Annotated in this window: 17 protein-coding genes; 14 read left to right on the forward strand and 3 right to left on the reverse strand. The window is 70.1% G+C overall.

The genetic code is table 11. The features are described 5' to 3' along the window. Nucleotides 1–34: 34 nt before the first annotated feature. A complete protein-coding gene (locus tag ACZ5J1_RS01630) occupies nt 35–1,849 on the forward strand; it encodes an ATP-binding protein (RefSeq protein ID WP_464561902.1) in 1,815 nt (604 codons plus the stop codon). Between the two features lie 94 nt (nt 1,850–1,943). Here the strand turns inward: ACZ5J1_RS01630 and ACZ5J1_RS01635 are convergent, their stop codons facing one another. Both ACZ5J1_RS01635 and ACZ5J1_RS01640 read right to left on the reverse strand, forming a co-directional pair. Further along, nucleotides 1,944–2,597 (reverse strand): sugar transferase, encoded by a 654-nt coding sequence (locus tag ACZ5J1_RS01635; RefSeq protein WP_464561903.1) that lies wholly within the window; start codon nt 2,595–2,597, stop codon nt 1,944–1,946. Between the two features lie 163 nt (nt 2,598–2,760). Further along, the gene (locus ACZ5J1_RS01640) at nt 2,761–3,492 is read right to left on the reverse strand and encodes a response regulator (RefSeq protein ID WP_464561905.1); all 732 of its coding nucleotides are present in this window, start codon (nt 3,490–3,492) and stop codon (nt 2,761–2,763) included. 347 nt (nt 3,493–3,839) lie between these two features. On the opposite strand from ACZ5J1_RS01640, the gene ACZ5J1_RS01645 reads away from it, so the two are divergent. The 11 genes from ACZ5J1_RS01645 to ACZ5J1_RS01695 all read left to right on the forward strand — a co-directional run bounded on the left by ACZ5J1_RS01645 (nt 3,840) and on the right by ACZ5J1_RS01695 (nt 17,970). Continuing rightward, entirely contained in the window at nt 3,840–4,574 is a 735-nt protein-coding gene (locus ACZ5J1_RS01645) for a helix-turn-helix transcriptional regulator (RefSeq protein ID WP_464561907.1), read from the forward strand. Nucleotides 4,575–4,670: 96 nt separating this feature from the next. Further along, nucleotides 4,671–5,882: a DUF1972 domain-containing protein gene (locus ACZ5J1_RS01650; RefSeq protein WP_464561908.1), complete on the forward strand. Its 1,212-nt coding sequence runs from the start codon at nt 4,671–4,673 to the stop codon at nt 5,880–5,882. 20 nt (nt 5,883–5,902) lie between these two features. Continuing rightward, a complete protein-coding gene (locus ACZ5J1_RS01655) occupies nt 5,903–6,106 on the forward strand; it encodes a hypothetical protein (protein ID WP_464561910.1) in 204 nt (67 codons plus the stop codon). A gap of 147 nt (nt 6,107–6,253) precedes the next feature. Beyond that, nucleotides 6,254–7,252, forward strand: a complete 999-nt coding sequence (pstC, locus tag ACZ5J1_RS01660; protein ID WP_464561912.1) for a phosphate ABC transporter permease subunit PstC — start codon at nt 6,254–6,256, stop codon at nt 7,250–7,252. Beyond that, nucleotides 7,252–8,502 (forward strand): phosphate ABC transporter permease PstA, encoded by a 1,251-nt coding sequence (gene pstA, locus ACZ5J1_RS01665; protein WP_464561913.1) that lies wholly within the window; start codon nt 7,252–7,254, stop codon nt 8,500–8,502. The genes pstC and pstA overlap by 1 nt, the downstream gene beginning before the upstream one ends. Continuing rightward, complete coding sequence (locus ACZ5J1_RS01670; RefSeq protein ID WP_464561915.1) at nt 8,499–10,109, forward strand: substrate-binding domain-containing protein; 1,611 nt, start codon at nt 8,499–8,501, stop codon at nt 10,107–10,109. The genes pstA and ACZ5J1_RS01670 overlap by 4 nt, the downstream gene beginning before the upstream one ends. Further along, on the forward strand, nt 10,106–12,679 hold the full coding sequence (locus ACZ5J1_RS01675) for a hypothetical protein (RefSeq protein WP_464561916.1): 2,574 nt from the start codon (nt 10,106–10,108) through the stop codon (nt 12,677–12,679). The genes ACZ5J1_RS01670 and ACZ5J1_RS01675 overlap by 4 nt, the downstream gene beginning before the upstream one ends. After that, nucleotides 12,676–13,572, forward strand: a complete 897-nt coding sequence (locus tag ACZ5J1_RS01680; protein ID WP_464561918.1) for a class E sortase — start codon at nt 12,676–12,678, stop codon at nt 13,570–13,572. Before ACZ5J1_RS01675 ends, ACZ5J1_RS01680 begins: the two co-directional genes overlap by 4 nt. Before the next feature lie 80 nt (nt 13,573–13,652). Next, nucleotides 13,653–16,280, forward strand: a complete 2,628-nt coding sequence (locus tag ACZ5J1_RS01685) for an Ig-like domain repeat protein (protein WP_464561920.1) — start codon at nt 13,653–13,655, stop codon at nt 16,278–16,280. Between the two features lie 111 nt (nt 16,281–16,391). Beyond that, nucleotides 16,392–17,240, forward strand: a complete 849-nt coding sequence (locus ACZ5J1_RS01690; RefSeq protein WP_464561922.1) for a phosphate ABC transporter ATP-binding protein — start codon at nt 16,392–16,394, stop codon at nt 17,238–17,240. 28 nt (nt 17,241–17,268) lie between these two features. Further along, nucleotides 17,269–17,970: a lytic transglycosylase domain-containing protein gene (locus tag ACZ5J1_RS01695; RefSeq protein ID WP_464561923.1), complete on the forward strand. Its 702-nt coding sequence runs from the start codon at nt 17,269–17,271 to the stop codon at nt 17,968–17,970. Nucleotides 17,971–18,088: 118 nt separating this feature from the next. On the opposite strand, the gene ACZ5J1_RS01700 is transcribed toward ACZ5J1_RS01695, so the two are convergent. Next, on the reverse strand, nt 18,089–18,964 hold the full coding sequence (locus ACZ5J1_RS01700) for a M15 family metallopeptidase (protein WP_464564673.1): 876 nt from the start codon (nt 18,962–18,964) through the stop codon (nt 18,089–18,091). Nucleotides 18,965–19,061: 97 nt separating this feature from the next. Between ACZ5J1_RS01700 and mfd the strand changes: the two genes are divergently transcribed. Beyond that, on the forward strand, nt 19,062–22,550 hold the full coding sequence (gene mfd, locus ACZ5J1_RS01705) for a transcription-repair coupling factor (RefSeq protein ID WP_464564675.1): 3,489 nt from the start codon (nt 19,062–19,064) through the stop codon (nt 22,548–22,550). Nucleotides 22,551–22,573: 23 nt separating this feature from the next. Further along, entirely contained in the window at nt 22,574–23,146 is a 573-nt protein-coding gene (locus tag ACZ5J1_RS01710) for a DUF4916 domain-containing protein (RefSeq protein WP_464564677.1), read from the forward strand.

Raw genomic sequence — 23,146 nt, forward strand, 5'->3', positions numbered from 1 at the left:
AGATCGCTATGCCGCGTCGTGGGGAGAACCGGTCATGGGTAAAGCAGGAGCACGATTCACCGCCCTCCCACCCGAGGAGGAGCAGGCGGCCGACACGGGAGCGCTGAGCGCTGCCGCCGTTGCTGAGCGCCGCATGCGCATCCAGCCCCTGATCAACGAGTCCGCACGCGCCGAGGTGCGCGCCGTGCTGACCGATCTCGCTGCCGTGACCGACTTCCGTGTCGCGGTCCTCTCCGTCGTCCGTGACGACGGCCAGCTGCAGGTCGTCGCCGTCACCGGGTCCACCATCACCGAGGAGATGCTCGGCACGATGGTGATCCCGCCGGAGGTCTGGGACGACGCCCACCAGCGCAGCGAGGCCCACGGAGGGTGGGTGCTGCTCCGCCCCGCCGTCGTCGACCTGGCCCCGCTGCACGGCTGGACGCCGCACACCCGACGCAAGTCGGACCCGGCGATCGCGTGGAGCGCCCGCAACACCCTGCACTACCCGATCTCCAAGGACGGCAACCTGCGCGCGGTGCTCAGCCTCGACGCCAAGATCGGCGGGACCGTCCCCGAGGGGGCCGAATGGGATCGGCTCGACGACCTCGGCCGGTTCGCGGCGCGGGCCGTCGTCGCCGTGATGGAACGGGACCAGGAGGCGCAGCGAGCGCGTCTGGCCGAGACCGCTCGCGCCGTGCTGCGCCGCTCGACGAGCGAGTTCAGCCCCGCCGAGGCGTTGAGCCGGGCGCGGCAGAGCATCGAGTACGGACTCGGCGCCGACGTGGTCCGCTACCAGCTCTTCGACGACTGGGTCGACGCCGGCGAGCGGACCCTGATCGCGCTGTGCGAGGACGCCCTGGTCAACGCCTGGCAGGAGGGGACCGGGCCGGTCCTGATCGACACCAGCCGTCCGGCCTCGGTCCTGGCCGCCACGATCAACCCGTCCGACGCCGCCGACGTGGCCACCATGCTCGGCCGGATGGGCCTGGTGAACACGCTGCTGGTCCCGGTCGGTGCCGGCCGCGAGTGCTACGGCGGACTCGCCGTCGGCCGCTCCGTCGAGGGCTCACCCTGGACCGAGATCGAGACCTCGGCCGTCGCCGACATCGCCCGTGACCTCGGTCAGAGCATCGAGGCCTACCGCGCCCAGGAGCGCGAGCACGAGCTGGTCCTGGACCTGCAGCGGATGGCGGACTACAAGACCCGGCTGGTCTCCACGGTCTCGCACGACCTCGTCAGTCCGCTCAGTGCCATCCGGCTCCACCTGGACATGCTCGAGCAGGGCGGCGACGACGCCGAGCTGGTCTCGCACGCGGTCAAGGTGATGCAGCGCGCCACCCAGGAGCTGCTCTTCAGCGTCGAGGGTCTGATGGTGCTCTACCGGGCCGAGGTGGCCCGGATGCCGCACGAGCGGGTCGATCTGCGGGCTGTCTTCCGCTACGCCGTCGACGTCCACCGTCCTCAGGCCGAGCAGGCGGGCCTCGCCTTCCTGGCCGAGACCGGTCCGCCGGACCCCGCCGTGATCGACGGCAACCGCTCCGGCCTGACCCGGGTGCTGACCAACGTGATCGGCAACGCGATCAAGTACACCCCGGCCGGATCGGTCCAGCTGAACCTCACCAGCGACCACGGCTGGGCCGTCTTCACCTGCCGCGACACCGGTCTGGGGATGAGCTCCGACGACCAGGAGCGGGTCTTCGACGAGTTCTACCGCTCGCACGACCCGAGCGTGCAGGACCTGCCCGGCACCGGCCTCGGGATGGCGATCGTGGCCAGCATCGTGGGCGCCCACGGCGGCAAGGTCTCCCTGGACTCGACCCTCGGCGAGGGCACCCGGGTCGAGCTCAAGTTCCCGCTCGCCTCCTGAGCGGATTCCCGAGCAGGCTCCTGAGCCGACTGAGGGGGCTCACCCCCGAGGCGAGCCCCCTCAGCCACTCCCGTCCGCCGGCGGAGGCGGAGGGTCAGTAGGCGCCACGCCCGCCGAGCACGGCGGGGATCGTGCGCACCAGGATCCAGAGGTCGCGGCGCAGCGACCATCCCTCGACGTATTCCAGGTCCAGCCGGCCCGCCTCGTGCCAGCCCACGTCGGCGCGTCCCGAGACCTGCCACAGCCCGGTGATCCCGGGACGCACGGTGAAGCGCGGCCAGACGTGCTCGGGGTAGAGACGCATCTCGTGGGGGAGCGGCGGGCGGGGGCCGATCAGCGCCATCTTCCCCTGGAGCACGTTGAACAGCTGGGGCAGCTCGTCGAGCGAGCAGCGGCGCAGGATCCGGCCCGCGCGGGTCACCCGTGGGTCGTCGGGATGCTTGGTCCCGTCCGGGGTGGCGGCCGGTTGGTGGTCGAGCTCGGCGTCGACGTACATGGTGCGGAGCTTGATCAGCGTGAACGGGACCCCGTCGCGTCCGATCCGGGTCTGGCGAAAGAAGACCGGCCCGCGCGAGTCGAGCCGGATCCAGATCGCCAGCGGGACGAGGAGGGGGATGACGAGGATCAGTCCGACCGCGGCCGCGAGCCATTCCCAGCTCGTCTTGAGTCGGGCGGCGACGTGCAACGTCGCCAGGTGCATGAGTTCCGGTCGCGCCAGAGGGTTCGGCACCGTACGTGACGGAGTCACGCTCTCGAGTGTCATCGGGTCCCTCTCCTGAGTGGGAGCAGCTTCGGGGGATGACACCCAACCTACGAACGCTCCTCAGGGTGCGGCATGCCGCAAATCAGGGAAGAACTCAGCCAGTTCTCAGCGAGATCGCGTCTCCGGTGAACCGCACGTTTCCGACGCGTCACACGTGCGGTGCGTGCCAGCCGACCTGGTGGGCCAGACCCACGGCAGCCAGCTGCGACGAGACCTCGAGCTTCGCCAGGATCGACTTCACCTGGGTCCGCACGGTCGCCTCGGAGACGACGCTCGTGACCGCGATCTCGTGCACCGTCCGGCCGAGCATCAGCTCGCCCAGCACCTGGGTCTCACGCGGCGTGAGCATCGCCAACCGCTCGCGGATCGACTCGTGCGCCGTGCGCTGCTGGCTGGCGTGGGCGAGCATCTCCTCGAGCTCGGAGTGCGTGATCACCGGCAGGCCCTGCAGCAGACGCCGTACGACGGCGAGGATCTCGTTGAGCGGGCGCGACTTCGGCAGCACCGTCCGTGCGCCCTGGCGCAGCGCGTCGCCCCACCGGGCCTTGTCCGCGGAGGCGGTCACGACGACGACGTTGACGCCCGCCTTGGCCAACGGGCTGATCAGCCGGACGCCGTCGCCGAAGGTGCCGAGGTCGAGGTCGAGCAGCACGATCCGTGGCTGCACGCGCAGGACCGAGGCGATCAGGCCGCCGGCCGACCCGGCACTGTCGGGGATCTCGGCTCGCCGGACGTCGTACCCCTCGACGCTGAGCACGAGGTCGAGCGACTCCGCGAACAGCAGGTGATCGTCGATGATCGTGATCCGTAGCTGCCCGCGGGCGTTGGTCTTCCGCTGAGCGTGCGGTGTCTCGGTCATGGTGTCCGCCAATGTGGTCATGCTGCCCTCCGCCTGGGTGCGGGATGGTGCCTGCCGGCACTTTCCTGGACTCATTGTTGGGAGCCCTGTTCCCGGTTCAGCAACAACCGGTCAACAGACTCCCCCATCTTGGGGACGGCCCGAGCGGTCCATGTCTGGCGATTATGTGCCGAGAATCACGCGGGGAACAAGGCATGATGGAAAGAGCTGCTGCTTCCCTCTGCTCGCGGCAGCCTCGCGGAGGCCGTCCCCAATACTGGTGGGACGTTGATCACGGACACCTGCGAGCCTGCCGACATCCGCACGATGACCCGGGAAGGGAGCGTCGTCCGACGTAGCTCCGAAGTCTGTATGGCGGGGAGTCGAGCGTGAGCAATGAGGCTACGAACGGCGATGCCGGGATCGGGCCGCCCGAGATCTTGGTCGCTGCTGATCAGGCGTTGATCGGCGAGGCGGTGCGGGCGGCACTGATGGACCGCGGCTACCCCGTCGTCGCCGTGCCCTGGCGCGGTCGCCGGCGGCTGGCGCTGCCCCTGCCACGGCGCGGTCGCCCTCGCGCCCCTCGTGTCGGACTCCTGGTCTCGGCCCTCGACCGCTGGTCGCTGCTCTACGAGGCGCAGGCCGTCATGGTCGGACTCGAGGTGCCCTGGCTGGTGCTGACCGACGTCCCCGACGGCCCGGCCGTCGGAGGTCTCCTCGTCGGCGGCGCCGACCTGGTGCTGCCGGCCAACACCGGACTCGACGCGGTCTGCGCCCACCTCGAGGAGATCGCCGGCAACCGGACCGCGATGCCGCCGGAGGAGTGGGCCAACGCGGTCGCCGACTGGCTCGACTCCGCTGCCGAGCAGGAGGCCAACGCCGCCCGGATCGCGCGGCTCAGCAGTGCGCAGCGCCGGGTCCTGGAGATGCTGCACCTCGGCATCCCGGTCGTCGAGATCGCTCAACGGCTGGGTGTTGCGCCCTCGACGATCCGCTCGCAGGTCAAAGAGGTGATGCGTCGCCTCGAGGTCGGCACGCAGCTCGCTGCGGTCGCCGCCTACGAGCACGACCGCGAAGGACCGGGCCGCCCCACGGTCCAGGGCAGCCGTCCCCCAAATGCGTGATTTCGGCTGACGCGTCGTCGTCGGGCGCCCCGATCGAGGTCGGATTCCGAGTACTGCATCGGATCTGACGACACGGAATTTCAGGGGGTTCCCAGCATGTCGCTGCGAAGGTCGAAGGTGAGCTCGACCCGGACCGTGCGGATGCTCGGGACTCGGGGTGTTCCCGCCTCGCACGGTGGCTTCGAGACGGCCGTGGAGAACATCGGGCTCGAGCTCGTCTCGCGCGGATGGCGCGTGGTGGTCTACTGCCAGGACGACGCCCCCGACGCCCGGATGCGGGTCGACGAGTGGAAGGGCATCGAGCGGGTCTGGTTGCCCTCGCGCTACCCCGGAGCCAAGGGCACGATGTACTTCGACCTGCACTCGATCCGGCACGCCGCCCGCACCCGCGACCTGTGCGTCACCTTCGGCTACAACACCGCGATGCTCAACGTGCTGCTCCGGCTGCGCCGGGTGCCCAACGTGATCAACATGGACGGCATCGAGTGGAAGCGGAAGGGCTGGACCGGCGCCCAGCGGGTCTTCCTCTACTTCCAGGAGCGCGCGGCCTGCGCCCTGGGCAACGCCCTCATCGCCGACCACCCCGTCATCGCCGACCACCTCGCCACCCGGGTCTCGCGCAGCAAGATCACCACGATCGCGTACGGCGCCCCGGGGGTGCGGGACGCACCGCGCGGTCCGCTCGACGAGCTGGGACTCGAGCCCGGGAAGTACCTGACGCTGGTCGCCCGACCGGTGCCGGAGAACAGCATCCTCGAGATGGTCCGCGCCTTCTCCAGCCTGCACTGGGACCGCCGCCTCGTCGTGGTCGGCAACTACAGCCGCGACGACCCGTACCAGCGAGCCGTGCTGGACGCGGCCAGCGACGAGGTCGACTTCATCGGGGCGGTCTACGACCCCGACCGGCTGCAGGCGTTGCGGGCGCACTCGCTGGCCTACCTGCACGGCCACCAGGTCGGCGGCACCAACCCGTCCCTGGTCGAGGCGCTCGGCTGCGCCAACCCCGTCATCGCGCACGACAACCCCTACAACCGCTGGGTCGCCGGCACCGCCGCGATCTACGTCAAGGACGAGGTCGCCATCGCGGAGGCGCTCGGCCGGGTGATCGGTGACCCGATCGCTGCGACGCAGATGTCGGTGGCCGCGCGTCTGCGTCACGCCGAGGAGTTCAGCTGGATGCGGATCACCGACGCCTACGAGGCGCTGATGTTCGCGCACGCGCCGAAGCAGGTGGTCCGGCAGCAGGCCCGCGGTCGGCACCGCTCCGAGACCCGACGGGTGCCGGCGCACCGCCTGATCGCCCACTGACCCGAACCGCTGGAGGTGACATGCACCGCGATCGCCAAGCTCCGAACGTCGGCCTCGCCACGGCCGCCTGGCTCGCCCTCGCCTTCGCCGCCACCCTGGTCGTCCTGGGGCAGAACGGCCGCGGGGGTTCGATCCCCGACCTGAAGCCGCTGGCCCCGCCGGCACCGACGAGCACCGCCCACAGCTCCAGCAGCGGCTCCCTGCCGTACGTCGTGCTGCCGTAGCCCTGGCATCGTCTCCTCTTCGCAGCAGGCTGTTCACCTGCGGTCCATCGAAGTTGACGCATCCGGTCGTCTTTCTTCCCCAGACTCACGGCGTTTGCACGCCATCTCGGGCTGGGGACAAGAAAGCCTTCGTTGACCATTCTTCCTGTGCGCGACGTCAGTGACGCCGCTGCCGAACCGCGCCGACTGTCGCGCAAGCCCACCGGTACCGACGCCGTGTTCGTCCACACGTCGCGGCTGGTGGGTGCCTCCGTGCTGGCCATCACCGGCGGCATCGGGCTGTTCCTGGCCCTGCAGGCCCTGCCGACGCTGCAGCACTACGGGCTGAGCTTCTTCACCGAGACCGAGTGGTCCCCGGAGAACGACCAGATCGGCATCGCCTCGGTGCTGCTGGGCACCGTCCAGATCGCGGCCGTCGCGATGGTGATCGCGTTCCCGCTCGCCTTCGCCACCGCGCTCTACATCAGCGAGTACGCCCCGGCACGGCTGCAGGCGATCATGGTCTCCGCCGTCGACCTGATGGCCGCTGTGCCCTCCATCGTCTACGGGCTGTGGGGCTTCTTCCTGATCATGCCGCACGCCGCGGAGTTCGCCCGGTGGCTGCAGTCGCACTTCGGCTGGATCCCGATCTTCGACGTCAAGGGATCCGACCCTGACGCCGCGGTCTGGGACGCCAGCCGGTACGCCTCGAGCGCCTTCTGTGCCGGGATCGCCGTCTCGATGATGGTGATGCCGATGGCCTGCGCCGTGATGCGCCAGGTCTTCAGCCAGACCCCGCCGGGGGAGAAGGAAGCGGCACTCGCGCTCGGCGCCACCAAGTGGGGAATGATCCGCTCGGTCGTGCTGCCCTTCGGTGCCGGCGGGATCATCGGCGGCACGATGCTCAGCCTCGGTCGGGCGCTGGGCGAGACCATCGCGGTGCTGCTCATCCTCTCGCCCAGCTTCGACTTCAAGCTGCGCCCGCTCGAGATCGGCAGCAACTCGGTCTCGGCCCTGATCGCCGGTCGGTTCGGTGACGCGAACGCGTCCCAGCTCTCGGCCCTGCTGGCGGCCGGGTTCGTGCTCTTCATGATCACCCTCGGGATCAACACGCTGGCCGCGATGGTGGTCGCCCGCAGCCGGTCCGGCGCCGGAGCCGACGCCTGATGACCGCCACCGCCGAGTCGACCACGACCACGACGTCGTCGCCGACCACCTACCTCCCGCTGCGCGATCCCGACGCACCGCCGGCAGTGCCGCGCGAGAGTCTCGGCAAGCCCACCCTGGACGAGCGGTTCGTCGCCTGGGGCGCCTGGATCTCCGCACTCGGCCTGACCTGGATCATCACCCAGCGGCTGCTGCCGCTCGACGGCCTGCCGTGGTTCCTCGTGGTCTGGTTCCTGACCGGGCTGCTCGCCTCGGCCGTGCTGACGGCGATGACCGGCCGCGCCGTCGACGTCTCCGACCGGATCGTCCGAGCGATCGTCACCGTGCTGACCGGGGTCGTCGTGCTCTCCCTGGTCTCGGTGGTGGTCTTCACCTTCACCGGCTCCGCCGGCGACGGCGCCCCGCACGGGTACGACGCGCTCTTCCACTGGAACTTCTTCACCGAGGACATGAGCGGGGTCGGCCCCAAGGACGGCTTCGACCGGGGCGGCATCCTGCACGCGATCGTCGGATCCCTGATCCAGTTGACGATCGCGCTGCTGATCTCGCTCCCGCTGGGCATCGGCACCGCGATCTTCATGACCGAGGTCGGCGGCCCGTTCGCCAAGGTGGTCCGCACCATCGTCGAGGCGATGACGGCCCTGCCGTCGATCGTGGCCGGCCTGTTCATCTACACCGTCTTCATCATCATCCTCGGTGCCCCCCGCAGCGGCCTGGCCGCCGGCCTGGCGATCGCGGTGATGATGCTGCCGATCATCGCCCGCGCCGCCGACGTCGTCCTGCGGGTCGTCCCCGGGAACCTGCGCGAGGCCAGCCTGGGCCTGGGCGCCAGCCGGTGGAAGACGGTGTGGCAGGTCGTCCTGCCGACCGCCCGTCCCGGCCTGGCCACCGCCGTCATCCTCGGCGTGGCCCGCGGTATCGGTGAGACCAGCCCGGTGCTGCTCACCAGCGGTGCGGCCCCGTTCCTGGTGACCAACCCGACCGACGGCGTGATGAACTCCCTGCCACTGGCGATCTACACGACCGTCCGCTCGGGGGAGCCGAATGCGATCGCCCGGGCCTTCGCCACCGCGACCGTGCTGATGGTGCTCGTGCTGATCCTCTTCATCACCGCCCGCCTGCTCGCCCGCCCACGGACCGCGGTCCGTCGGCGTCCCCTGCGCTCGCTGACGAGCGCTCTCATCCCCGCCATCCCGCTTCGTTCCACCAACGATGTGCCGCTCGATTCTCCTGAGGAGACCCGCTCGTGAAGTCCATCCGGACACTGTTCGTCGCTCTCGCCTCCCTCGTCGCGGTGCTCGCGATGCCGGGAGTCGCCCAGGCGACGGTGTACGCCCAGATCGAGGGGACGGGGTCGACCTGGTCGGAGCTCATCGTCCAGCAGTGGATCGCCGACGTGAACGCCAACGGCATGAAGGTCGTCTACACCGGTGGTGGCTCGACCAAGGGTCGCAAGGACTTCGCCAACAACGCGGTCGACTTCGCGATCTCCGAGATCCCGTACCAGGGCACCGACGAGCAGGGTGCCTCCGACACCAGCAACGGTCGCTCGTACGCCTACCTGCCGATCGTCGCCGGCGGCACCGCGTTCACCTACCAGCTGAAGATCGGCAACACCCAGGTCCGCAACCTGCGCCTGTCGGGCGAGACGCTGGCCAAGATCTTCACCAACAAGATCACCAACTGGAACGACCCGGCGATCACCAAGGACAACAACGGCCGCGTCTTCCCCTCGCTGCCGATCACGCCGGTCGTCCGTTCCGACGGTTCCGGCACGACCGCGCAGCTGACCACCTGGATGGACAAGCAGTACCCGTCGCTGTGGCGGCCCTACTTCGGCCGCTCCGGGCTGACGTCGTACTACCCGAAGAAGTCGGGCTCCCGCACGGTCGCCCAGTCCGGGTCGGACCAGGTGATGAACTACATCAAGGGCTTCTCCGGCAACGGCACGATCGGCTACGTCGAGTACTCCTACCCGGTCAACGCCAACTACCCGGTCGTGAAGGTGCTGAACAAGGCCGGCTACTTCGTCGAGCCGACGCAGTACAACACCGCCGTCGCGCTGACCAAGGCCAAGATCCGCACCAACGTGCCGGTCACCGACCCGCTCTACCTGACCCAGGACCTGTCGGCGGTCTACACCAACCCGGACCCGCGGGCGTACCCGATCTCGTCGTACTCCTACATGATCATCCCGATCGGGAAGAACGACGTCCGGCTCGCCACCACCGCGAAGCGGCAGACGCTGGCCGACTTCCTCTACTACTCGCTGTGCGAGGGCCAGTCCAAGGCCGGGCCCTACGGCTACTCGCCGCTGCCGCTCAACCTGGTGCAGTCCGGGATCAGTCAGATCAAGCGGATGACCGCGGTCGACCCCAAGGTGCAGACCGGGAACCGCGACCTGAAGAGCTGCAACAACCCCACCTTCGACGGGAAGAACCCGAACAAGAACGTGCTGGCGCAGAAGGCGCCGCAGCCGGCGTCGTGCGACAAGACCGGGGCCGGTCCGTGCACCGACGGGACCGGGACCAACAAGCCCTCGGGCAGCAAGGGGACCGGCTCGACCGGCACCACCGGCACGACCACCGGCGGTACGACGACGGGCGGAGGCGGCACCACCGCACCTGCCTCGGGGGGTGATCCCGCTGCCGGCGGCACGGTCGACCCGGCCACGGGCGGCACCACCGACGTCGCCGCCGGGACGACGGGTGACGTCGCCGCGACCCCGGTGATGCTGTCGGCGGAGCGCAGCGGTGACAACAACGCGTTCGGCTGGCTCGCCGCGCTCGAGCTGCTCGCGCTGGTGCTGATCCCGGGCTTCGTCATGGTCTGGCTCCGGAAGCGGTCCGCATCGTGAGGCGGCTCGGACCGGTGGCGATGGTCCTCGGGCTGCTCGCCCTGGCCGTTCCCGCGGTGCCCGGGACGGCGGTCGCTGCCACGGACGACGGCGCGGCCAGCACCTCGAGGACGGTGGTGCGGCAGTTCGCAGACGCCGCGGGCGACCTGCAGAACCAGGGGTCGACCTACCACCTCAAGGTCGCGGTCGACCACACCGAGAACCTGCGCGGTCGCGAGCGCGTCCACATCACCTGGTCGGGGGCGCGGCCCAGTGCGGCGCGCGCCGGTGACCCGTTCGGGGACAAGGGCGTCAACCAGGAGTACCCGATGGTGATCATGCAGTGCCGCGGCACCGCAGCGACGATCACGCCGGAGACCTGCTGGACGACGTCGGCCCGACAGCGCGCCGTCACCAACGTCTCCCGTCTCGATGCGGGGTGGGTGCACGACCCGCTCAACACCGAGGCGCAGCGGACCAAGATCTACGGGATGTCCGAGGCCGCGGCGAAGGACTGCACCAACGTCGCCCAGACCGGCAACTTCTACGCCCGGGTGGTGCCGTTCCGGGCCGCCAGCGGCAAGGTCTACTCCGCCTGCGACCAGGGCCACATGCCGCCCGAGGCCGCGGCCGACGGTGCCTTCCCGGCCAACGACGTGGCCGCGTTCACCAAGACCGACGGCACCGGCGACATCCAGTTCGAGGTCCGCACCGACGTCGAGAACGAGTCGCTGGGCTGCTCCGACAAGGTGGACTGCGCGATCGTGATGGTGCCGATCGTGGGCTTGAGCTGCGACAACCGGATGTCCGACCCGGGCGGTGCGGTCTCGGCGACCGAGCCGCCGGCGCTCAAGGCGTGCAAGGCCGACGGTCTCTACGAGCCCGGCAGCACCAACTTCGCCGGCAACGGTGTCCCGCTGGCCGTCGGCGCCCGCCTCTGGTGGTCCCCCTCGGTGTGGAAGAACCGGGTCGTCATCCCCGTCACCTTCGGCACCCCGGCCAGCACCTGCGACGTCCTCGATCGGCGCAAGCCGACCGGGTTCTACGGCTCGGAGCTGCTCGCCCAGGCCGCGCTGCAGTGGGCGCCGGCGTACTGCCTGAACAAGGACCGGTTCAAGTTCCAGCTCAACCAGATGCCCGACCGGCAGGGCTTCTCCCTGATGAACGGCGGCCTCGGGGTCGCGGCCGAGGTCTCCTCGGAGTTCCCTGCGGGGGCTGACCCCGTGGGCTACGCCCCGACCGCGGTCACCGGATTCGGTGTCGGCTACATCATCGACAAGCCGGAGAACGCGGGGGAGTACACCCAGCTCCGGTTGAACGCCCGGCTGCTGGCCAAGCTGTTGAGCGAGTCCTATCCCGGGCCCGTCGTCGGACCGCGCCACCCGGGGATCGACAAGAACCCGCGCTCGATCCAGACCGACCCCGAGTTCACCGCGCTCAACCCGGGCCTGGGCTCGTTCACCTTCGAGTCGGCCGCGACCCTGCTCGCCCTGTCCAACTCCTCGGGCGTGATGCAGCAGGTCACCGAGTACATCGCCCAGGACCAGGACGCGATGGACTTCCTGCACGGCGAGCCCGACCCGTGGGGCACCGTGGTCAACCCGGCCTACGACATGAGCGACCCGAAGGTTCCGCTCGAGATGCCGACCTCCGAGTGGCCGCTGCTGGACCCCTGGGAGTTCCCGGACAACGACCCCGTCGGCTGCTGGCACAACAACGAGTCGCCGTACATGCAGAACATGGCGGCGCCGGTGACCACGCTGGCGAAGATCAGCACCGCGGTGCTCGACGGCTGGCCCAACCTGCAGACCCGCTGCGACACCGTCGTCGCGCCGGCCCCCGGCGTGCCCGGGGTGTTCAAGACCGGCCGTGTCGACCGGCAGGGGATCGGCGGACGCTTCGTGCTCGGCATCGTCAGCCTCGGCGACGCCGAGCGCTACGGCCTGACCGTCGCCGCCCTGAAGACCGCACCGAAGACGTACGTCGCCCCGACCCGGACGTCGATGGCGGCCGCCTTGGAGCTGATGAAGCAGTCGTCGCAGTTCGGTGCGTTCACCCTCGACCAGGCCGCGGTGAAGAAGTCCAAGACCGCCTATCCCGGCACGATGGTCGTCTACACGGCCACCAAGCTGCAGGGGCTCGCGGCGGCTGACGTCGCCAAGGTCTCCCAGTTCATCCGGGTCGCGAGCACGGAGGGGCAGAAGGCGGGCTCCGGCAACGGCCAGCTGCCCGACGGCTTCCTGCCGATCCTCAAGACCGGTGCGACCGCCCGCTTCTACGCCTCGGCCCAGGCCGTCGCGAAGGAGATGGTGACCCGGCTCCAGGGCTCGGGCGCACCGACGAAGCCGGCGACGGTCACCAAGCCCACCGCGATCGCACCGGGCCTCGGCATCACCGTGCCCGACGCGGTCCCGACGACGGACCTGGCGGCCCCGAGCGCCGTGCCGCCGACGACCGCCCAGACGGTCCCGACCGCCGCGATCACCTCGTCGGCCGGGCGCGGGGCACTCCCGCTGCTCCTCGGCGTCGCTCTGCTGGCGCTGCTCGGCACCGGCGTCGGACGCCTGCTCGCCCTCCAGGGCCGCCGATGAGCACCGCGACCCCCGCCCGGCCGCAGGCCGTGGAACGTCCGCGACCGGCGCGGCGCCCCGAGGCGGAGATCTACACCTACGTGAACACCGCGACGCTGATGCTCGCCCTGGTGTGCCTGTGGATGCTGATCCAGCTGCTGGCGCTCGGCTCGCTCAGCCACGCGCGGTCGCAGAGCCTGCTCTTCGGCGAGATTCGCACGCAGTTGGCCAGCGCGACGGCTCCTGTTGGCCCGGTGGTACCTGCCGGTGATCCAGTGGCGGTCGTGACGATCCCGGTGCTCCACCTCGACGAGGTCGTGGTGGAGGGCACCGCGTCGGGCGACCTGCTCGCCGGCCCGGGACACCTGCGCAACACCCCGCTGCCCGGGCAGTCCGGCACCTCCGTGGTCTTCGGTCGCGCCGCCACCTACGGCGGCCCCTTCGGGCAGATCTCGAGCCTGCGGGCCGGCGACAACATCCACGTCAGCATGGCCCAGGGCGAGGTCGACTTCACCGTCCTCGGGGTGCGCCGGTCCGGCGACCCCCAGCCCGCGCCCGCAGCCGCCGGTCACTCCCGGCTCACGCTGGTCTCAGCCGAAGGGTCAGGCCCGTTGGGTGCGCTGAGCCCCGGCGAGGCCATCTACGTCGACGCCGATGCCTCGACGTCCTTCCCCGCACCGGCCGGCAGGCCGAGCGCGGTCCCCGATTCGGAGAACGTGATGGCGAGCGACCCAGGGGCCATGCCCCTGCTCGCTCTCTGCCTCGGACTCCTGGTGGCGTTGACCGTGGGGGTCGTCGTCGCCTGTCAGCGATGGTCGAAGGTGCTCGTCTGGGTGGCCGTGAGCCCCCTGGTGATCGCACTTTCATGGGTCACGACCGATGTTGCGATGCGGCTGCTACCCAACCTGATCTGACGTCCCGTCGTCCACGGACGACACCCCGCCAACCAGGGCTGCGGTCGGACCGCAGACATCTAGAGGAAGCGAACACAGAAATGTTTGCACGCAAGTCCATCACGGCAGCCGTCGGGCTCGCCGTCGCGGCCACCGGCATCGCTGCCACCGCCGCACCCGCCATGGCGGCGCCGTACGTCGCCAGCGAGTACGACAGCGTCGCTGCACCCGTCTCGGCCGACCTGATCGGTGTGGGTTCGGACACCACGATGATCTCGGTCGCCAACGTGGCGAAGGTGTGGAACGCCGACCCGGCCAACACCGCCAAGATCGCGACCTTCGCCGGTCTGCCCACGGCCGACGACCTGCCGTTGCCGGCGGGTTCGCCGGCGTTGTCGCGGCCGAAGGGTTCGGGTGACGGTGTTGCGGCGCTGATCAACCCGGCCGTCGACTTCGCTCGGTCCTCGGGGTACCGGACGGACTCGATCAGCAACGCGACCGTGGTGAACATCCCGTTCGCGATGGACCACCTCGGTGTGGCGGTCAAGGCGGGTGGCCCGCTGGCCGGCCTGACCCTGACGTCGACCCAGATCGCGAACATCTTCACGGGTGTGACGACGAACTGGAACCAGATCGACGCCGCGCTGGGTGACCACGCGATCGTGAAGCTCGGTCCGGCTTCGGGTGGCACGCACGACTTCTTCCAGAACATCTTGAAGTCCTACACGGGCAACAACAGCCTCCCGGACTACAAGACCAACCTGGCCAACCAGTCGACGCAGGAGCACGACCCGGCTCCGATCGCGGCCGATGCCTACGCGATCGCGCCGTTCTCGATCGGCCGTGCTTCGCTGCCGAACGCGTCGGGGATCAAGATCCTCGGTGGGATGGACGAGAAGCGTGCCGTCTACACGGTGCTTCGTGCCGCTGACGTGACCCGCCCCGACCTGGCCGCGTTCACCGACTTCCTCTGCTCGCCCGCCGCTGACGCGGCGATCAAGGCCGGTGGCCTCGACCAGCTGGCCGACCCCGACCACGGTGGTGTCTGCGGTGAGACCGCGTCGGCCAACGTCCCGGTCGCCAACCTGGTGCTCTCGCCCTTCGTGGGTTCGGAGTTCGACACCCCGGTCAACGCCGTCTCCGCCGACCTGGTCGGTGTGGGTTCGGACACCACGATGATCTCGGTCAACAACGCCGCGAAGGTCTGGAACACCGACCTCACCAACGGTGCCAAGGTGGTCTCGTTCGCGGGTCTGCCCACGGCTGACAACCTGCCGTTGCCGGCGGGTTCGCCGGCGTTGTCGCGGCCGAAGGGTTCGGGTGACGGTGTTGCGGCGCTGATCAACCCGGCCGTCGACTTCGCTCGGTCCTCGGGGTACCGGACGGACTCGATCAGCAACGCGACCGTGGTGAACATCCCGTTCGCGATGGACCACCTCGGTGTGGCGGTCAAGGCGGGTGGCCCGCTGGCCGGCCTGACCCTGACGTCGACCCAGATCGCGAACATCTTCACGGGTGTGACGACGAACTGGAACCAGATCGACGCCGCGCTGGGTGACCACGCGATCGTGAAGCTCGGTCCGGCTTCGGGTGGCACGCACGACTTCTTCCAGAACATCTTGAAGTCCTACACGGGCAACAACAGCCTCCCGGACTACAAGACCAACCTGGCCAACCAGTCGACGCAGGAGCACGACCCGGCTCCGATCGCGGCCGATGCCTACGCGATCGCGCCGTTCTCGATCGGCCGTGCTTCGCTGCCGAACGCGTCGGGGATCAAGATCCTCGGTGGGATGGACGAGAAGCGTGCCGTCTACACGGTGCTTCGTGCCGCTGACGTGACCCGCCCCGACCTGGCCGCGTTCACCGACTTCCTCTGCTCGCCCGCCGCGACGCAGGCCATCACCGATGGTGGGCTGAGCCAGCTGGCCGACCCCGACCACGGTGGTGTCTGCGGTGAGACCGCGTCGGCCAACGTCCCGGTCGCCAACCTGGTCACCACGGCCGCCTTGGCCGCCCCGGCGACCAGCTCCGTCGTGGCCTCCGCCGCTGCTGACGGTGGCACCGTCACCGCCACCGCGACGGTGACTCCCTCCAGCGCGGCCGGCACGGTCTCGTTCTTCGAGGGCTCGACCAAGGTCGGCTCCGGCACGGTCACGAACGGCTCCGCGTCGGCGAGCTTCGGCGCCACGGCCGGTGCGCACACCTACACCGCCAAGTTCGTCCCGAGCTCGGCGTGGAGCTTCGCCGTGTCGAAGGCGAACGCTCCGGCGGTGACGGTCACCGGTGGTCCGACCCAGGACTGCCTGACCAAGACCGAGGCTGCGACGGCTGCTGCCGCCGCGGTGGTCACCCGCACCAACGCCCTCACCACCGCGACCACGGCGAACACCAAGGCGGCCGCGGCCGCCAAGACCGCCGCGGGCTCGAAGGTCACGGCCGACACCAAGGTCAAGAGCGCCACCACCGCCCTGACCAAGGCCAAGAAGGCGCTCAAGAAGGCCAAGGGCGCGGCCAAGAAGAAGGCGAAGAAGCTCGTCACCACCCGGACCAAGGCGCTGACCACGGCCAAGGGTGTGGCGGCCAAGGCCAAGACCGCTGCGGCCAACGCTGCTGCCGCTGCGGCCAAGGCCAAGACGGCCCAGACCAACGCCACCACGGCGAAGGCCCAGGCGGTCGCGGCGAACGAGGCGGCCCAGGCTGCCAAGACCGCGGCCTGCGCGGCCTGATCCGCTCAGCATGACGGTGGGTGGCCACTCGGGTGGCCACCCACCGCTTACACTTCGAAAGACCTCAAGCAGCACATGATGACCAGAGTTACTGCACTAAAGGACACTCCTGTGAGCGACCAGACCATCGCGATCCCCATCGCCGACGACGTCGTACGCCCGAGCCAGGCGCCGAGCGGCACCGGCCTGGCCACGATCGAGGCCGTCGACGTCTCGTGCTGGTTCGGCGAGCGCCTCGTCCTGGACCGGGTCAACCTGACCATGGCCGCCGGCGAGATCACCGCGCTGATCGGCCCGTCGGGCTGCGGCAAGTCCACCTTCCTGCGCACGCTCAACCGGATGCACGAGCTGGTGCCGAGCGCCCAGCTCGGCGGTCAGGTGCTGCTCGACGGGGAGGACATCTACGCCCCCGAGAAGAAGCTCACCGACGCCCGTCGCGACATCGGGATGGTCTTCCAGAAGCCCAACCCGTTCCCGGCGATGAGCATCCGTGACAACGTGCTGGCCGGGCTCAAGCTGACCGGCAAGAAGGCGAGCAAGTCCGAGAAGGAGGAGCTCGTCGAGCGCTGCCTCCGCCTCGGTGGCCTGTGGAACGAGGTCAAGGACCGTCTCGACGCCCCCGGCGGCGGCCTCTCCGGTGGTCAGCAGCAGCGCCTCTGCATCGCCCGGTCGATGGCGATCAAGCCCCGCGTGCTGCTGATGGACGAGCCCTGCTCGGCGCTCGACCCGACCTCGACCCGCGTGATCGAGGAGACGATGAAGGAGCTGGCCCAGGAGGTCACCATCGTCATCGTCACCCACAACATGCAGCAGGCCGCGCGGGTCTCGGACAAGACCGCGTTCTTCCTGGCCTCGCACAACACCCCGGGCGGCATCGTCGAGCACGGTGACACCCGGGCGATGTTCGAGAACCCGCAGGACCAGCGGACCGCGGACTACGTCCACGGTCGTTTCGGATGATCCACCGCCACGCGGTTAGCCTCGCAGCGTGACCTCGCAGTCGACGGCTCCGTCTTCGCTCAGGGTCGGCGCCGTCGTGGCGTCGGCCCTGTTCGCGTTGCTCGCCCTCGGGTACGTCGCCATCCTCGCGCTCCAGCCGGAGCGGCCGCTGGAGGCGGGTGTGTCGATGGAGGTCGTGCCGCCGACCCTGTCCACGGCGCCGCAGGACGCGGTCGCCTCGCCGGCTCCTGACGCAGCCACGACGGTCGACCCGCGCTGGGTCGCGAAGATGTCGAAGCGCACCGGCATCCCCGCGGTCGCGATCGGCGCCTACGCCTCGGCCCAGCTGGCGGCCCCGGCCTCGTGCCACCTCGGGTGGACGACCCTGGCCGGCATCGGCTGGGTCGAGTCGCACCACGGCACCATCGACGGCCGCACCCTCGAGCCCGGTGGACTGCCCTCCTCGCCGATCACCGGCATCCCGCTCGGCGACCTGGACCGGGCCTACGGCCCGATGCAGTTCATCCCCTCGACCTGGGAGCGCTGGGGCGCCGACGCCAACGCCGACGGCACCGCCGACCCGCAGAACATCAACGACGCCGCCCTGGCCGCGGCGAACTACCTCTGCCACTCCGGCGCGCTGAACAACGGCACCACCTGGTCGGCCGCGATCTTCTCCTACAACCACTCCCAGGAGTACGTGCAGCAGGTGTACGCCGCTGCGCAGACCTACGCCGACCGCGCCAGCTGACGGTGAGCTTGGGGAAAGTAACCCCCGAAACCCGGTGAACTTGAGGAAAGTAACGAGCGGCGCTCGTTACTTTCCTCAAGTTCACCGCACTCTTCGGGTTACTTTCCCCAAGTTCACGTCAGCGGTTGCGCAGGGAGAAGTGCTGGTAGTCCTTGAGCGAGCGCCAGGAGCCGCCCCAGTGCCAGCCGACCGCGCTGAAAGCACGGACCACGGCGGAGGCGGCGGGGATCATCCCGGGCCGCAGGTGGGTGCGGTCGAGGTAGGAGCGGGCCAGCTCGGGCAGGACGACCTCGTCGGCTCCGGAGCCGCGGACGTACGGGTTCTGGAACGGGTCGAGATCGACCGCGAGGCCGTAGGAGTGCTGCGACCAGACGGTCGAGCCCACCACCGGGCGACAGTTGAACGACTCGGTGTTGTTGCCGTCCCCGGTCGGCGGCGCCGCAGCCTCGGCCTGCGTGGTGATGTGCATCTGCTCGATCGGGAAGTCCAGGTCCCACAGGGTGTGGAACGCCCGGACGATGGTGCGGGCCTGGCTGCGGGCGAGGAGGAGCTCGCCGGTGTGCCGGGCGCCGTCGAAGCCGCGGAAGGTCAGCCGCACCCACGCCAGGTCCGTCGCGCCGACCGGGCACGCGGGCACCCACGTCGAGCGGGCGATCACGTCGGCCGGCGCCGGTGCGGTGATCCGGGAGGCGAACCCGTCGCCCGGCAGGGGCGGCAGCACGTCGGGCAGCGTGAAGGCCCGGTTCACCAGCTCGGGCGGCGTCTCCTGCGGCGGTACGACGCCGTCGGCATCGACCGGGAGGACCCGGGTGCCCAGCCACGCCGGGGGAGTGCTCCCCGCGACCGGGGTCGGCGTCGGGGTCGGCGACGGGGTCGGCCTCAGGGTCGGGGTCAGGCTCGGCGTCGGTGAGGGAGCCGGCGTAGTCGCCGTCTGCCCGCCGCAACCGGCGACGAGCACGGTCACCACCCCCAGGGCCACGGCCAGCCGACGCATCACGGAGCCACCGTAGACTGAGCCCACCCCCTCGCCATCCGGTGCGGGGGCGCTCGTCATGTCAGGAGCCGGAGTGCACTCACTCGCCCAAGCCGCCATGGGATCGCTCCAGAGCGTCCTGTCCGAGGAGTTCGCGACGCTCGACGTCACCGGCCCGCCGGCGCTGCGTCCGTTCCTGGTCACCGGGCTCGTCGAACGCGGCGCGACCGTCCTGGCCGTGACCGCGACCAGCCGTGAGGCCGAGGACCTGACCGCGGTCCTGCTCGGGCTGGGGATCCGGACCGGTTACTTCCCGAGCTGGGAGACGCTGCCGCACGAACGCCTCAGCCCCCGCAGCGACACCGTGGGGCGCCGTCTGGCGGTGCTGCGCGAGCTGGTCCACCCCGAGGGTGATCCGCTGCAGGTCGTCGTCGCCCCGATCCGCTCGGTGCTGCAGCCCCAGGTGAAGGGGCTCGGCGACCTCGAGCCGGTCGCCGTCGTGCCCGGCCAGACCGTCGCCCTCGACGACATCGTCCAGCGCCTCGCCGACGCCGCCTACAGCCGGGTCGACCTGGTCGAGCGCCGCGGCGAGTTCGCCGTCCGCGGTGGCATCGTCGACGTCTTCCCGCCGACCGAGGAGCACCCGCTCCGGATCGAGTTCTGGGGCGACGAGGTCGAGGAGATCCGCTCCTTCGCCGTCGCCGACCAGCGCGCCCTCGAGCCCCGCGAGCGCCTCTGGGCGCCGCCGTGCCGCGAGCTCCTGCTCACCCCGCAGGTGCGCGAGCGCGCCGCCGAGCTCGGCCGCACCCACCCGCAGCTGCTCGAGCTGACCGACAAGATGAGCAACGGCATCGCGGTGGAGGGGATGGAGTCGCTCGCCCCCGCCCTGGTCGACGACATGGAGCTCCTGGTCGACCTGCTGCCCTCCACCGGTCACGTCCTGGTCCTCGACCCCGAGCGGGTAAGGCGCCGCGCGCACGACCTCGTCGCCACCAGTGAGGAGTTCCTCGGCGCCAGCTGGGCCAGCGCCGCCTCCGGCGGACAGGCGCCGATCGACCTGACCAAGCTCGCTGCCAAGGCGTCGTACTGGGATCTCGGCGACGTCCGGGAACGGATCCTCGGCGGAGGCCTCAGCTGGTGGTCCACGAGTCCGTTCGGCATGGACGAGGAGGCCGCGGCGCTCGCCGACGCGACCATCGCCGGCGTGCCGGTCCGCACCTTGGAGGCGCAGGCGGTCGAGCCCTACCGCGGTGAGGTCGAGAAGGCCGTCCGTGACCTCGACCACTGGCGCTTGGCCGGCTACCGCACCGTCGTCGTCCAGCCCGCGCACGGCCCGGCGGCCCGCACGATCGAGGTGCTGGCCGAGCACGACGTCCCGGCCCGCCTGGTCACCGACGGACTGCTCACCCGCGACGTGGTCAACGTCCTGATCGGCACCCTGGACACCGGGTTCACCGACGAGACCGCGCAGCTCGCGGTGCTCACCGGTGAGGACATCAGCGGGCAGAAGTCCTCGACCCGCGACATGGGCCGGATGCCGGCCCGACGCAAGCGTCAGATCGACCCGCTCGAGCTCAAGCCCGGGGACTTCGTGGTGCACGAGCAGCACGGGGTGGGGCGCTTCGTGGAGATGAAGCAGCGCGAGGTCGGCGGGGCCACCCGCGAGTACCTCGTCGTCGAGTACGGCGCCTCCAAGAAGGGCGGCCCGCCGGACCGGCTCTACGTCCCGGCCGACGCGCTCGACCAGGTCACGCGCTACGTCGGCGGCGAGTCGCCCAGCCTCGACCGGCTCGGTGGCGCCGACTGGTCGAAGCGGAAGGCCAAGGCCAAGAAGGCGGTCAAGGAGATCGCTGCGGAGCTGATCAAGCTCTACGCCGCCCGGCAGGCGACGAAGGGGCACGCCTTCGGCCCCGACACCCCGTGGCAGCGCGAGCTCGAGGACGCCTTCCCCTACACGGAGACGCCCGACCAGCTCTCGACCGTCGACGAGGTCAAGGAGGACATGCGGCGCTCGATGCCGATGGACCGCCTGATCTGCGGCGACGTCGGCTACGGCAAGACCGAGATCGCCGTGCGCGCCGCGTTCAAGGCCGTACAGGACGGCAAGCAGGTCGCCGTCCTCGTCCCGACGACGCTGCTCGTCACCCAGCACCTGTCCACCTTCATGGAGCGGATGAACGCCTTCCCGGTGACCCTCAAGGGCCTGAGTCGGTTCCAGACCGCCAAAGAGTCCAAGGAGATCATGGAGGGGATGGCCGACGGCTCGGTCGACATCGTGGTCGGCACGCACCGGCTGCTCAACCCCGACGTCCGGTTCAAGGACCTCGGCCTGATCATCGTCGACGAGGAGCAGCGCTTCGGCGTCGAGCACAAGGAGCAGCTCAAGCGGATGCGGACGGCCGTGGACGTCCTGAGCATGTCCGCCACCCCGATCCCGCGCACGCTCGAGATGGCGATCACCGGCATCCGGGAGATGTCGACGATCACCACCCCGCCGGAGGAGCGGCACCCGGTGCTCACCTACGTCGGCGGCTTCGAGGAGCGCACCGTGATCGCCGCGATCCGCCGCGAGCTGCTGCGCGAGGGCCAGGTCTTCTACATCCACAACCGGGTCGACTCGATCGAGCGTGCGGCCGCGAAGATCCGGGAGCTGGTGCCCGAGGCCCGGGTCGCCACCGCGCACGGCCAGATGAACGAGAAACAGCTCGAGCAGGTGATGCTCGACTTCTGGGAGAGGCGCTTCGACGTGCTGGTCTGCACCACATTGGTCGAGTCGGGCCTCGACGTCTCCAACGCCAACACGATGCTGATCGAGCGGGCCGACACCCTCGGCCTCTCCCAGCTGCACCAGCTCCGTGGCCGCGTCGGACGGAGCCGTGAGCGGGCCTACGCCTACTTCCTCTACCCGTCCGAGAAGCCGCTCACCGAGACCGCCCACGAGCGGCTCGCGACCCTCGCCCAGCACTCCGACCTCGGCGGCGGCATGGCGATCGCGATGAAGGACCTCGAGATCCGCGGCGCCGGCAACCTGCTCGGCGGCCAGCAGTCCGGGCACATCGCCGACGTCGGCTTCGACCTCTACGTCCGCCTCGTCGGCGAGGCCGTGGCCGACTTCAAGGGCGAGGACGCCCCCGACCTCAACGAGGTCCGGATCGAGCTGCCGGTCGACGCGCACCTGCCGCACGACTACATCGGCACCGAGCGGCTGCGGCTCGAGATCTACAAGCGCCTCGCCGAGGTCCGCGCCGACGCCGACGTCGACGCGATCGAGGAGGAGCTCAAGGACCGGTACGGCGACCTGCCGATCGTCGTCCTCTCGCTGCTGCTGGTCGCGCGGTTCCGCGCCCGTGCCCGGGCGGCCGGGATCTCCGAGGTCACGATCGCGGGCAAGAACGTCCGGTTCTCACCCGTCGTGCTGCCCGAGAGCCGCCAGGTGCGGCTGCAGCGGCTCTATCCCAAGAGCCTGATCAAGAACTCCGTCGACACGATCCTGGTGCCCCGGCCGGTCTCGAACGGGTTCCCGGCCAAGCCGTTGGACGGGATCGCGCTGCTGGAGTGGGCCAGGCTCGTGATCGACAGTGTCATCGACCCTGCGGTCGAGGCCTGACGGATAAGGTCAGCGCTGTGACGATGGAAGCCTTCGGAGACGAGTTCGGCGAAGAGTGGACCCCCGAGCAGAGCGAGGAGCCGCAGCCGGGCTGGATGAGCGAGGAGGACCTCGCCGCCACCCGCGGCCGGGTGCCGATGCTCTACGTCGAGGCGCTGCCGGTCCGGGTCGATGCGGGTGGCCGGGTGGTCTCGGTCGGCCTGCTGCTGCGCGGCTCGTCGACGACCGGCCTGATCGCTCGGTCCCTGGTCTCGGGTCGGGTGCTGCACGGCGAGCAGGTCCGGGACGCGCTGATGCGCAACCTGGAGAAGGACCTCGGTCCGACCGCGTTCCCGGTGCTGCCGACCACGATCGTCCCGGCCGCCGTCGCGGAGTACTTCCCGTGGCCCACCGACCGTTTCCACGACCCGCGTCAGCACGCGGTCGCGCTGGCGTTCGTGGTGCCGGTGACCGGGGAGTGCCACCCGCGTCAGGACGCCCTGGAGATCACCTGGGTGACGCCGGCCGAAGCGGTCTCGGACGCGTTCGCCGACGAGCTCGAGGGCGGACGCGCCTCCCTGCTGCGCCAGCTGCTGCACCACGTCGGCGCGATCTGA

The sequence above is a fragment of the Nocardioides sp. JCM 18999 genome (assembly GCF_055391175.1).

Excerpts from the sequence above, each read along its gene's own strand:
- ACZ5J1_RS01655 (WP_464561910.1), top strand. The coding sequence starts at position 5,903 with ATGCACCGCGATCGCCAAGCTCCGAACGTCGGCCTCGCCACGGCCGCC.
- ACZ5J1_RS01710 (WP_464564677.1), top strand. The coding sequence starts at position 22,574 with ATGGAAGCCTTCGGAGACGAGTTCGGCGAAGAGTGGACCCCCGAGCAG.
- ACZ5J1_RS01650 (WP_464561908.1), top strand. The coding sequence starts at position 4,671 with ATGTCGCTGCGAAGGTCGAAGGTGAGCTCGACCCGGACCGTGCGGATG.
- ACZ5J1_RS01685 (WP_464561920.1), top strand. The coding sequence starts at position 13,653 with ATGTTTGCACGCAAGTCCATCACGGCAGCCGTCGGGCTCGCCGTCGCG.
- pstA (WP_464561913.1), top strand. The coding sequence starts at position 7,252 with ATGACCGCCACCGCCGAGTCGACCACGACCACGACGTCGTCGCCGACC.
- ACZ5J1_RS01630 (WP_464561902.1), top strand. The coding sequence starts at position 35 with ATGGGTAAAGCAGGAGCACGATTCACCGCCCTCCCACCCGAGGAGGAG.
- ACZ5J1_RS01700 (WP_464564673.1), bottom strand. The coding sequence starts at position 18,964 with ATGCGTCGGCTGGCCGTGGCCCTGGGGGTGGTGACCGTGCTCGTCGCC.
- ACZ5J1_RS01640 (WP_464561905.1), bottom strand. The coding sequence starts at position 3,492 with ATGACCACATTGGCGGACACCATGACCGAGACACCGCACGCTCAGCGG.
- ACZ5J1_RS01680 (WP_464561918.1), top strand. The coding sequence starts at position 12,676 with ATGAGCACCGCGACCCCCGCCCGGCCGCAGGCCGTGGAACGTCCGCGA.
- mfd (WP_464564675.1), top strand. The coding sequence starts at position 19,062 with ATGGGATCGCTCCAGAGCGTCCTGTCCGAGGAGTTCGCGACGCTCGAC.